General features: G+C 60.5%; 9 protein-coding genes. 6 read left to right on the forward strand and 3 right to left on the reverse strand.

From position 1 onward, the window contains the following. Positions 1-71: 71 nt before the first annotated feature. Genes AC3IUF_RS09910 through AC3IUF_RS09920 form a run of 3 tightly spaced genes read right to left on the reverse strand, consistent with a single transcriptional unit; the run spans position 72 to position 4,611 of the window. On the reverse strand, positions 72-1,466 hold the full coding sequence (locus tag AC3IUF_RS09910) for an efflux transporter outer membrane subunit (RefSeq protein ID WP_414894161.1): 1,395 nt from the start codon (positions 1,464-1,466) through the stop codon (positions 72-74). A gap of 7 nt (positions 1,467-1,473) precedes the next feature. Then, positions 1,474-3,447 (reverse strand): MacB family efflux pump subunit, encoded by a 1,974-nt coding sequence (locus AC3IUF_RS09915; protein ID WP_095111775.1) that lies wholly within the window; start codon positions 3,445-3,447, stop codon positions 1,474-1,476. Beyond that, on the reverse strand, positions 3,448-4,611 hold the full coding sequence (locus AC3IUF_RS09920) for an efflux RND transporter periplasmic adaptor subunit (RefSeq protein WP_095111774.1): 1,164 nt from the start codon (positions 4,609-4,611) through the stop codon (positions 3,448-3,450). A gap of 321 nt (positions 4,612-4,932) precedes the next feature. Here AC3IUF_RS09920 and AC3IUF_RS09925 point away from each other — a divergent pair, with 321 nt between their 5' ends. From AC3IUF_RS09925 to AC3IUF_RS09950, 6 genes are all read left to right on the forward strand, one after another. Beyond that, the gene (locus AC3IUF_RS09925; protein ID WP_042704912.1) at positions 4,933-5,415 is read left to right on the forward strand and encodes a sigma-70 family RNA polymerase sigma factor; all 483 of its coding nucleotides are present in this window, start codon (positions 4,933-4,935) and stop codon (positions 5,413-5,415) included. 131 nt (positions 5,416-5,546) lie between these two features. Then, positions 5,547-6,881, forward strand: a complete 1,335-nt coding sequence (locus AC3IUF_RS09930; RefSeq protein ID WP_007913375.1) for a lysine N(6)-hydroxylase/L-ornithine N(5)-oxygenase family protein — start codon at positions 5,547-5,549, stop codon at positions 6,879-6,881. A 577-nt stretch (positions 6,882-7,458) separates the two neighbouring features. After that, complete coding sequence (gene mgtA / locus AC3IUF_RS09935; protein ID WP_489280942.1) at positions 7,459-10,158, forward strand: magnesium-translocating P-type ATPase; 2,700 nt, start codon at positions 7,459-7,461, stop codon at positions 10,156-10,158. 172 nt (positions 10,159-10,330) lie between these two features. Continuing rightward, positions 10,331-11,047 (forward strand): MgtC/SapB family protein, encoded by a 717-nt coding sequence (locus tag AC3IUF_RS09940; protein WP_007913384.1) that lies wholly within the window; start codon positions 10,331-10,333, stop codon positions 11,045-11,047. A 172-nt stretch (positions 11,048-11,219) separates the two neighbouring features. Then, on the forward strand, positions 11,220-11,663 hold the full coding sequence (locus tag AC3IUF_RS09945; RefSeq protein ID WP_489280943.1) for a chemotaxis protein CheY: 444 nt from the start codon (positions 11,220-11,222) through the stop codon (positions 11,661-11,663). Between the two features lie 135 nt (positions 11,664-11,798). Beyond that, complete coding sequence (locus AC3IUF_RS09950) at positions 11,799-12,425, forward strand: response regulator (protein ID WP_489280944.1); 627 nt, start codon at positions 11,799-11,801, stop codon at positions 12,423-12,425. Positions 12,426-12,427: the final 2 nt, after the last annotated feature.

A 12,427-nucleotide genomic window follows, 5' to 3' on the forward strand; every position in this document is an offset into this window, starting at 1 on the left:
TGACTCTTAAAAGCAAGATCAAAAGATCGCAGCCTCGTTGCACTCGACAGCTCCTGCAGGAGATGTTGCAGTCAGATAACCTGCCAGCCACCGCCTAACGCTTTGTACAAGGCAATGCTCGCCTGCAGTCGCGACAAGCGCAGTTGCACATTCATATCCTGCGCCGCATACAAAGTGCGCTGGGTTTGCAGCACCGTCAGCAAGTCTTCGGCACCGGCCTGATAACGACTTTGCGCGATGTCGAACGCGGTCTGCGCCTGGCTCAGCTCTTCGCTTTGCCACTGGCGCTGTTCGTCGAGGCCGCGAATGCTGCTCAGGGCTTTTTCCACGTCGGCGAAGCCATTGATGATCGCCCCTCGATAGGTTTCCAGCAGTTCGTCCTGACGCGCCTTGGCCTTGTCGCGCTCGGCGCTCAGGCGACCGTTGTTGAAGATCGGCGCGGTCAAGCCGGAAGACAGGTTGTAGAACGTGGTGCGCAGCAGGTCCGCCGCCAGATCGGCGCCGGTGCCGAGGCTGGCGGTCAAGGTGATTTTCGGCAACATGGCCGCGCGAGCGACGGTGACGTCAGCCTGAGCCGCTGCCAGTTTGGCTTCGGCGCTGGCGATGTCCGGACGCCGGCTCAGCAGATCGCTGGGCACGCCACTGGCGATATTCGGCCACTGCAACTGTTCGAACGACTGTTGCGGTGACGACAGTGTCTGCACTGGTTGGCCGAGCAGGGCGGCGAGGGTGATCAAGGCTTCGCGGGCCTGTTGTTGCACCAGCGGCAATTTGCGCTGCTGTTCCGCTACCAGGCTTTTTTGCTGGGCCAGTTCCAGCGCGGTGGCGCTGCCGGCGTCGAAACGGGTTTGCACCAGGTGCAGGACGTTCTGCGCATTGGCCAGATTGAGTTCGGCAATGCGCGCCTGTTCGCGCAACGCCAAGGCTTGGGTGTAGCTGCTGGCCACGCCGCTTTGCAGGGTCAGCTCGACGGTGGCACGGTCGAATTCGCTGGCCTGGACGCCGAATACGGCGCTGTCGCGGGCCGCGCGTTTGCCGCCCCAGAAGTCGATTTCGTAACTGGCGCTCAACTCGGCGTCGTAATAATCCAGCGAGCGATTATCCGGGCTGACGTCCAGCTGGCTATAGCCTTTGCCGTGCAACAGTTTCTGTCGATTGGCATTGAGCCCGGCCTTGATTTCCGGGAGCAGCGGGGCGCCGGCAATCGTCGCACTGGCCTGGGCTTGCCTGACTCGCGCAACAGCGGCGCCGAGGTCATGGCTGCCCAGTCGCGCCTGTTCGACCAGTCGATCAAGTTCGGGGCTGCCGAACTGCGTCCACCATTGGCGGTTGCTCTGCACGGCACCGGGCTGCTCAGGCGACTGCCACGCGGGCGGTGGCTGCACGCCGCTGTCGGGGCGCGGCGCAGGGCTGTTGCAGGCCGCCAGCAACAGGCTGGCGGCAAGGAGTGTCAGTGGCGCTTTCATAGATCGATCATTCACTGGTAAGGGCCGTGACCGGGTCGAGCCGGGCAGCCTTGCGGGCAGGCATGAAGCCGAAGAGGACGCCGGTGACCAGCGCGCAGGCGAAAGCACCGATGACGGCCAGCCATTGAAACGCGATCGCCACGCCGCTGAACCACAGCACGCCGCCGACCAGCATCGCCAGACTGATGCCGGCAATGCCGCCGACCACCGAGAGCATCACCGCTTCAGTGAGGAACTGGCGCAGGATGTCGCGCTGTCGTGCACCCGTGGCCATGCGGATACCGATTTCCCGGGTGCGTTCGCGCACGGTCATGAGCATGATGTTCATCACCCCGATACCGCCGACCAGCAAAGAGATTGCAGCAATGGCGCCGAGCATCAGCGACAGCGTGCCTTGCGTGCGTGCTTCGGCCTGAATCATTGCGGCGTTGTTGGTCAGTTCGAAATCCTTCTTGCCGTTGTGCCGCCGCAGCATCGCCTGTTCGATCGCCTGCTCGGCGTCTTTGACCTTGCGTGCGTCCTTGGCGGCGATCACCACGTATTCCGGATTGCGGCTGCCGAACAGGCGCGTGCTGGCCGCCGAGTAGGGCACGGCGATGCGGTTGTCGCTGTCGGAATCGCCGGAGCTCGAGCCCTTTTCCGCAAGAACGCCGAGCACCTGAAACGGCACGTTTTCGATCAGGATGTACTGGCCGATCGGGTCGGCGACATCCTTGAGCAGCTTGTCGCGCACTTTGGTACCGATCACCGCCACGGCGGCGGCGCTGTCTTCATCGGCCTGGGTGAAGTAACTGCCCTGAACCACCGGCCAGTTGAAAATGGTTGGAAAATTGGTGTCGTTGCCACCGACGTAACTGCTGTGGTCGGCGTTGCCGAAACGCACGCCAGCGGTCGAGCCGTTGACCGGCATGATCCGTTCCACCTGGGGCAGGGCGGCCAGCTCGGCGACGTCATCGAGGGTGATGATGCCCGGTGGCGTGCGCGGGTTGGGCGCGGCGCCGCTGAGGTAAATGATGTTGGAACCGAAGGCGCCCATCTGTGCCATCACCTGGCGTTTGCTGCCTTCGCCCACCGCCAGCATCACCACCACCGAGGCCACGCCGATGACGATCCCCAGCAGTGTCAGCGCAGTACGAAAACGATTGATCCACATGACCCGCCACGCCGCTTGCACGGCGTCGACCAGTTCACCTTTCCAGGCGCCGGTCTCGGTGCTGCCGGTGCTCAGGCGCTGGCGCAGATCCACGGCTTGCAAGGCGCCGGGGTTGGCGCTGCGTGGTGGCGCTGACGGCTGTTCGGCGGTGTCGCTGATGATCAGCCCGTCACGAATCTCGATGATGCGTTTGGCCCGCTGCGCGACTTCGCGGTCGTGGGTGATGAGAATCACCACATGGCCCTGACCGGCGAGTTCGTCGAGCAGGGTCATGACCTCGGCGCCGCTGTGGCTGTCGAGGGCACCGGTGGGTTCGTCGGCGAGAATGATGTGGCCGCCGTTCATCAACGCCCGGGCAATCGACACCCGCTGTTGCTGACCGCCGGAAAGCTGATGCGGGCGGTTGCCGGTGCGGCTGCCCAGGCCGAGCCGCTCCAGCAAGGCACTGGCCCGGGCGTGGCGTTCGGCGGCCGGGGTGCCGGCGTAGATGGCCGGCATCTCGACGTTTTCCTGGGCGGAGCCGGACGGAATCAGGTGATAACCCTGGAACACAAAACCGAACGCTTCGCGGCGTAGCCAGGCCAGTTCATCGGTATCGAGCTGGGCGACATCTTCGCCGGCGAAGCGATATTCGCCGCTGGTAGGGCGGTCGAGACAGCCGAGAATATTCATCAAAGTCGATTTGCCGGAGCCGGATGCGCCGACGATGGCGACGAACTCGCCAGCATGAATCGACAGGTCGATACCGCGTAATACTTCCACCAGCGGGCTGTCATTACCGCCGTAGGATTTGCGGATCTGCCGCAGGTCAATCAGAGGGGTTTGCATTCAGCCTCCGCTGCCGGTGGCCGGCGCGCTGAGGATGTGATCGCCTTCGACCAGGCCTTCAAGCACTTGTGTGCGCAAACGGTCGCTGATGCCGGTGCGCACGTCACGTGCCTGGATTTCGCCGTTGGCGGCGACGATCTGCGCGCGTTGCCACTGCGGCCGTGAGCCGGGTTGCAGGGCGGCGGTCGGCACGGTGAGGGTGTCCTGTGCCTGTTGCGCAACGAAGAACACCTGCGCGGTCATGTCGGTCATCAGGCTGTTGTCAGCGTTGTCGACGTCGAGCAACACGGTGTAGAGCACCACGCGTTCGCTGCCGCTGCGACCGCTGGTGGGGCTGCCGCCCTGATTCTGTTCGAGCGGGCGCGGTGGCACTGGCAGAATCTGCCGCACCGTGCTGCTCCAGCGTCGGCTACCGCCGCTGAGGGTGGTGAAGTAGGCAGTCATGCCGGGTTTGACGTGACCGATGTCCGCTTCGGAAACCTCGGCCCATACGGTCATCGGCGAGAGCCGGGCGATGCGCAGGATCAGCGGGGTTTGCTGTTGCGCATTGAGCGTCTGGCCTTCCCGGGCGCCGACGGCCACGACTGTGCCGCTCATCGGTGCATAAATGCGTGTGTAGCCAAGTTCCGCTTCGTCACTGCGCAGGCTGGCCTGAGCCTGACGGATCTGCGCCTGGAACATGTCGATGCGGGCCTGTGTCGCGCGGACTTCGGCGCGAGCCGTCTGCACGTCTTCTTCACGGGTGGCACCACCGGCGGCGAGCTTTTGCTGGCGCTGGTATTTCTGTTGCGCGAGATCGTGCTGGGCGCGTTGCTCCTGCAGCTGCGCCTTGAGGTTCTCGATGGAAAACCGCCCGGCATCCAGTTTGGCCTTTTGCGTGGAGGGGTCGATCTCCACCAGCAACTGGCCTTCCTTGACCGTATCGCCAGCCTCGACATGAATCTTCTGAATCTGCCCGGAGGCCTGCGCACCGACATCCACGTAACGGCGTGGCTGCAACGTGCCCAGTGCGGTCACGCTGTTTTCGATACTGCTGCGAGTCACTTGCACCGTGGCGAGGGCGTCGCGCCCCGGCGGCAGGACTTGCCACGCGGCAACGGCGATCACGGGAATCAGACAAAGGGCGGCGAACAAGGCGCGTCGGGCGGGGCGGGGACGTTTCATGCAGGGTTCCGGCCAGTGGGTTCGGCCCGTCATTCGGCCAGTACACAGGCGTGCAGGGGCGCTGAACGCTGTCGCATGGCACGACAGATACGGGGAGCTGTCCTGTAAACGATGCATGGGCAAGGGAATTTAAGCGCCCACACATCATGTAACAGGTGTCCGGGCAGGACTATTTGGTCGGGATGTGGAATCAGCTCTTTAAATCTATATGAGAATTACTATAAATTACGCACCTCAAGTTGCCACTATCTTGCTACTGCCAATTCCGTGGCGGGATCAGTGTGCTCAAGGACAGGAACTGCATCGATGCGGTCGGGAGTCATGTTGGAAAACTACTATCGTGAGCTGGTGTGTTTCCTTAACGCCAAGCTGGGCAACCGTCAGGTGGCCGAAGATGTGGTGCATGACGCTTATGTGCGGGTGCTGGAGCGTTCCAGCGACACGCCGATCGAACAACCGCGGGCCTTCCTTTACCGCACGGCATTGAACCTGGTCATCGATGATCATCGACGCAACGCCTTGCGCCAGGTCGAATCACTCGATGTGCTGGACAGTGAAGAACGCTATTTCACCCCGTCGCCCCATGGCACGCTTGACCACGGCCAGCGTCTGGAGATGCTCCAGCGCGCGCTGGCCGAGTTGCCGCCGCGTTGCCGTGAAAGTTTTCTGCTGCGCAAGATCGAAGGTCTGTCCCATCCGGAAATTGCCGAGCACCTCGGGATTTCCAAGGCGTTGGTAGAAAAACACATCGTCAACGCCATGAAACATTGCCGCTTGCGGATTAAACAATGGGATGCCCATTGATCCTTGCTGGTTAAATTTCCGTTCATCGTCCTCGTTCCTACTCAACAGACGACCTGCTGACCTGATTCAGGCCGGTCAGGCCACCCAGGCTTTATCCCCGCGTTGAGGGGTTCATCCAGAGGACACTGGAAATGACACAGGCAATTGCATCGCCCATCGTTCACGACCTGATCGGCGTCGGTTTCGGCCCTTCGAACCTGGCGCTGGCCATCGCTCTGCAAGAGCGCGGGCCGACCCACGGCGAGCTGGATGTGCTGTTCCTCGACAAGCAGGCCAACTACAGCTGGCACGGCAACACCCTGTCGACGCAGAGCGAGTTGCAGATTTCCTTTCTCAAGGATCTGGTGACCCTGCGCAATCCCACCAGCCCGTACTCGTTCGTCAATTACCTCAAACACCACGGTCGTCTGGTCGACTTCATCAACCTCGGCACGTTCTATCCGTGCCGCATGGAGTACAACGACTACCTGCGCTGGGTCGCCGGGCAGTTCACCGAGCAGAGCCGTTACGGCGAAGAAGTGCTGACCATCGAGCCGGTGCTGCACAACCAACAGGTTGAAGCGCTGCGCGTGATTTCCCGTGGCAGCGACGGCCAGCAGCAGGTACGGACCACCCGTTCGGTGGTGGTCAGCGCCGGTGGCACGCCGCGCATTCCGGAGGCGTTCAAGGCACTGAAAGGCGACACCCGTGTGTTCCACCATTCGCAATACCTGTCGCAAATGGCCAAGCAGCCGTGCGTGAACAATCAGCCGATGAGCATCGCGATCATCGGTGGCGGGCAGAGCGCAGCAGAAGCCTTTATCGACCTGAACGATTCGTTCCCGTCGGTGCAGGTCGACATGATCCTGCGCGGCTCGGCCTTGAAGCCTGCCGATGACAGCCCGTTCGTCAACGAAGTGTTCTCGCCGGAGTTCACCGACCTGGTGTTCCAGCAGAACAGTGCCGAGCGCGAACGTCTGGTCAACGAGTACCACAACACCAACTATTCGGTGGTCGACATCGACCTGATCGAACGCATCTACGGCATCTTTTATCGGCAGAAAGTCTCGGGGATTGCCCGCCACGCGTTCCGCACCCTGACTACCGTCGAGAAAGCCACCGCCACCGACAACGGTATCGAACTGGCTGTGCGCAACAACGCCACCGGCGAAGTCACCGTGCGCAACTATGATGCGGTGGTATTGGCCACCGGTTACGAGCGGCAGATGCACCGCAAACTGCTGGCACCGCTGGAAGAATACCTCGGTGACTTCGAGGTCGATCGCAACTACAAACTGATCACCGACGAACGCTGCAAGGCCGGCATCTACATGCAGGGCTTCTGCCAGGCCAGCCATGGTCTGAGCGACACGTTGCTGTCGGTGTTGCCGATTCGCGCGGATGAGATTGCCGGCTCGCTGTATGAGCATGGCAAGAACCGTGGGCATCGTTCGATGGCGGATCTGTTGTTGGCGACTGCTAGCTAACGCCGATTTCCAGGCCAGATCGTTCCCACGCTCTGCGTGGGAATGCCTCAACAGACGCTCCGCGTTCGGCCTTCGATAGGGACGCGGAGCGTCCCGGGCTGCATTCCCACGCAGAGCGTGGGAACGATCATCCTGAACCCTTCCTGAACATCCCCCACATTCCCCGACACACCTCCTTTTGCCGGTTTACTCTCACATCATCGGGGCGTAAGCTTCGCGCGTTTTCATCAATAGCGGAGACCCACAGTGGGTACTTGTTCGAGTGACAGTTGTCGGCCGGTCTCGGTAACCGGCAGATTCTCGGCAAGATAACGCGCAGCCTTTCTCTGCCGTTGTCTCGCCGTAACAGCGAGCAGCGGCATCCCGTGCATGACCCGTCCTGGGCCATGTCTGGACGTTCCTTCTCATCGACGCTGAACAGAGCGTGATTGCGACTTTATCGTCGTGATCGCAGCCCTATCGACACGCCTGTCGTTTCTGACCGGCGCGCCAGGCCTTGCCGTGCCGGTTGTTCCGGCGGACGAGGCGCGGCCGTACCTGCTTGACGGTTTCCCGGCTGACCATAGGGGCAACAGCCATGAAACTTACGCTCAAAGAATTCTTCGCAGGTTTTCTGCGGACCCGCCACATCGCCCGGCACTTCCGTCGCCTGGCGCTGCTGGAATCGATCAACGACACCACGGTCAGCCGTGAAGTCCCGCCCACGCTAGCCAACACGTTGGTCGATGCCGCGCAGTGCGACAGCGGTGTATTGCTGTCGTCATTGGGCACGCACTCCGATGGCCTCACTGATTTCGAAGTCGATGCGCTGCGTGCGCAATACGGTCTCAACGAAGTCGAACATGAGCAGCCTCTGCCGTGGTGGACGCACTTGTGGCACTGCTACAAAAACCCGTTCAACCTGCTGCTGACGTTGTTGGCGGTGATCTCGTGGCTGACCGAAGACCTCAAAGCCGCCGTGGTGATTTTTTCCATGGTGGTGCTGTCGACGCTGCTGCGCTTCTGGCAGGAAAGCAAATCCAACCAGGCCGCCGACGCGCTGAAAGCCATGGTCAGCAACACCGCCACGGTGATGCGCCGTGATGCGCCGCGCAGCGAATTGCCGATCAAGCAACTGGTGCCGGGCGATCTGATCGTGCTCTCGGCCGGTGACATGATTCCTGCTGATTGCCGCGTGCTCAGCGCCAAGGATCTGTTCGTCAGCCAAGCGGCGATGACCGGTGAATCGATGCCGGTGGAAAAATTTCCGCGTCAGGCTGATCGCGACACGCGCAATCCGCTGGAGCTGGACAACATCCTGTTCATGGGCACCAACGTAGTGTCCGGCACCGCTGTGGCGGTCATTCTGACCACCGGCAACAGCACCTATTTCGGTGCTTTGGCCCAGCGTGTCGGCGCCACTGATCGCGCGGTCACTTCGTTCCAGCAAGGCGTCAACAAAGTCAGCTGGCTGTTGATCCGTTTCATGTTCGTCATGGCGCCGCTGGTGCTGTTTATTAATGGTTTCACCAAGGGCGACTGGACTGAAGCGCTGCTGTTCGCGCTGTCGATTGCCGTTGGCCTGACCCCGGAAATGCTGCCGATGATCGTCACCTCGACGTTGGCCAAAGGCGCGGTGTTTCTGTCGCGTAAAAAAGTTATCGTCAAACGTCTTGATGCGATTCAAAACTTCGGCGCCATGGACGTGCTGTGCACCGACAAGACCGGCACCCTGACCCAGGACAAGATCTTCCTCGCGCGCAATGTCGATGTCTGGGGCGCAGATTCCGATGACGTGCTGGAAATGGCTTACCTCAACAGCTACTACCAGACCGGTCTGAAAAACCTGCTCGACGTCGCGGTGCTGGAACACGTGGAAGTCCACCGTGAACTGAAAGTCGGCACGGCGTTTCGCAAGGTCGATGAGATCCCGTTCGACTTCAATCGCCGACGCATGTCGGTGGTGGTCGAAGGGCGCGGCCAGCCGCATCAGCTGATCTGCAAAGGCGCGGTGGAAGAAGTGCTGGCGGTGTGCAGCCGCGTGCGTCATGGCGAGGTCGATGAAGCCTTGAGCGATGAATTGCTGACCAGGATTCGTCAGGTCACCGCAGCATTCAACGCTGAAGGCTTGCGCGTGGTGGCCGTGGCCGCTCGCTCGATGCCCGAAGGTCGCGAAATTTACAGCCTGGCCGATGAGCAAGAACTGACGCTGATTGGTTACGTGGCGTTCCTCGATCCACCGAAAGAAAGCACTGCGCCCGCGCTGAAAGCCTTGGCCGAACATGGCGTGGCAGTGAAAGTGCTGACCGGCGACAACGAACTGGTGACCGCGAAGATCTGCCGTGAAGTCGGCCTCGCGCAACAAGGCCTGCTGCTGGGCAACGACGTCGAGCGCATGAGCGATGCTGAACTGGCCGTGGCCGTGGAAACCACCAATGTCTTCGCCAAGCTAACGCCGTCGCACAAGGAGCGCATCGTGCGCATCCTCAAAGGCAATGGCCATGTGGTCGGCTTCATGGGCGACGGCATCAACGACGCGCCCGCGCTGCGTACCGCCGACATCGGCATTTCCGTGGACAGTGCGGTGGACATCGCCAAGGAAGCGGCTGACATCATCCTCCTGGAAAAGAGCCTGATGGTGCTGGAGGAGGGCGTGCTCGAAGGGCGGCGCACCTTCGCCAACATGCTCAAGTACATCAAGATGACCGCCAGCTCCAACTTCGGCAACGTGTTCTCGGTGCTGGTGGCCAGTGCGTTCATTCCATTCCTGCCAATGCTGCCGATGCACCTGCTGGTGCAAAACCTGCTCTACGACATTTCGCAGATTGCGATTCCATTCGATAACGTCGATGAGGAAATGCTGATAAAACCGCAACGCTGGCAGCCGGGCGATGTCGGGCGCTTCATGCTGTTCTTCGGCCCGATCAGTTCGATCTTTGACATCACCACGTTCGCCTTGATGTGGTACGTATTCGATGCCAACACCCCGGATCACCAGACCCTGTTCCAGTCCGGCTGGTTCGTGGTCGGGTTGCTGACCCAGACGCTGATCGTACACATGATCCGCACGCCGAAGATTCCGTTCCTGCAAAGCCGCGCCGCCATGCCGCTGCTGGTGATGACCGGGATCATCATGGCGATCGGCATCTTCCTGCCGATGGGGCCGCTGGCGCACTACTTCAAATTGCAGGCGCTGCCATCGCTGTACTTCGTGTTCCTGCCGGTGATTCTGTTGGCGTACATGGCGCTGACCCAGGCGGTGAAAGGCTTCTACATCCGCCGGTTCGGCTGGCAATAACAGCAACACCGCTGCCCCTCTGTAGGAGCTGCCGAAGGCTGCGATCTCTTGATTCTGCTTTTTTTAGATCAAAAGATCGCAGCCTTCGGCAGCTCCTACAGGAGTGTTCGTTTCACCTGGATTTCAAGCAAACCCTACCTAAGGGATTGTTGTGTTTTTAAGAGATTTGACTATGCAAGCCATCAACAACCTCAACCTCGATTCGCTGCTCGACACCCTGGTCAGCCTCAGCGCTGCGTTCATTCTCGGTGGTCTGATCGGCTTCGAGCGCCAGTACCGGCAACGCACTGCCGGCCTGCGCACCAACGTGCTGGTCGCGGTCGGCGCGGCGATTTTCGTCGACATGGCCAACCGGCTCGCCGGTGCTGAAGGCGCGGTGCGCGTGGTCGCCTACGTGGTCTCCGGCATCGGTTTCCTCGGCGCCGGGGTGATCATGCGCGAAGAGGGCAATGTGCGCGGCCTCAACACCGCCGCGACGCTGTGGACTTCAGCGGCGGTCGGCGCCTGTGCCGGTGCCGACCTGCTTGCCGAAGCGGTGCTCGGCACGCTGTTCATTCTGGCCGCCAACACCTTGCTGCGGCCAATCGTCAACAACATCAACCGCCAGCCCTTGGACGTGGTTTCGGCTGAAGTCACCAACATCGTCTACGTCATCGCCCGGCGCTCCCAGCAAACCGCCGTGTTCGCGTTGCTCGAAGCCGAGCTTGAACGCAGCAACTACCCGGCCAGCGACGTCGATGTGCATGCGTTCGGCGCCGATGAAATCGAAATCGAAGCGACGCTGGCGACGACGTCGGTCGATGGTGATGAACTGGATGCGCTGGTCGCAAGAATCTCGACGTCGGCATTGGTGGTGCAGGCGTTCTGGAGTCCGAGTACCACCGAATAAAGCGGTCTTCCTCTTCAAGGGGTTTCAGTCGGTCATTAAAACGTCGAGTGAGGGGCCGGCTTGTTGAGCCTGCGATGAATAGCCGTATTTTTCGGAATATTCCTACAGAACCCGCCGTAGGGCTTGCGTAGTCTTGCCACACCCAGAAAACGCAAATCCCGGGAGATTGACCATGATCACGAAAACCCTGCGCATCTTGATTGCCGATTCGCAGCATTTCCACCGGATGAAAATCGAACGTCTGTTCAACAGCCTCGATTACTACCGCGTGGCTCCGGCACAGAGCCTCACCGAACTGCTGACGCTGGTGGACTACGGTTGCGAGCCGTTCGATGTGGTGGTCATCAATGCCGAACTGGCCGCAGGTTCGCTGGATCTGCTGGGGTTTTTCCTGGATAACCCGCAAGTTTGTCAGGCGCTGATCTACAACGAATCCACCGCGCCATTACAACAGGCCTCGGGTTTCGCCCAGGAAAATGTGCAAATCAGCCATTTGGCACTGCCCTCAAAACAGTCGATCAGTCAGTTGATGGCGCTGGTCGATACACCCGCGAGACGGCAGCTTTTGTCAGCCTGCCAGCCATATTCACCGCTAAAATTCGCTGCTCATGCATAAAAAAACACTGGCCGCAACTGTCAGGTCTGACAGGTGATTTGCTCGCCGTTCCATGTAACAGTCCCGGCGCAGCCACTGAGTCTGGATCAGCCCCCATCGGTGGCCTGTTCGTCAGACTTTGCACCGGGAGTGGCCATGAAGTCAGCGCTGATCGTCGACGATCATCCAGTGGTGCGCGCCGCCATCCGGATCGTGTTGCAAGCTGCAGGATTCAAAGAGATCTACGAGGCGTCCCAAGGCAACGAGGTGGTGTCGCTGATTCGGGAACACCAGCCTCGATTGGTGATACTCGATCTGAACTTGCCGGTACTCGGTGGGCTGGAGGTTCTTGCCCGGATCAAGGCCAATGATTTTGCTTGCCGCATGCTGGTGTTCAGCACACACGAACCCATGTTCTATCAGGATCGCTGCGTGCGTGCCGGGGCCATGGCCTACGTGACCAAAACCAATCAACTGGAGCAATTGCGCAACGCCATTCGGGCGGTGATGTCGGGGCATACCTATTTTTCTACGCTCCCGGACATTTTCAGCACGCTGAATGCCGTGCAAACCACGGAGAAACAGATGATCGATCAGCTCTCCGATCGTGAGTTGAGCATTTTCCAGCAACTGGGGCAGGGCAAGTCCAACAAGGCGATTGCTGAGGACATGCACCTGAGCCACAAAACCGTCAGCACCTATAAAACCCGTCTGATGAAAAAGCTCGGGGTCCGCTCAGCGGTGCACTTGCGCGATTTCGCCAAGCGCAATCATGTGATCTGAGC

This window comes from Pseudomonas sp. KH_040 (assembly GCF_057839305.1).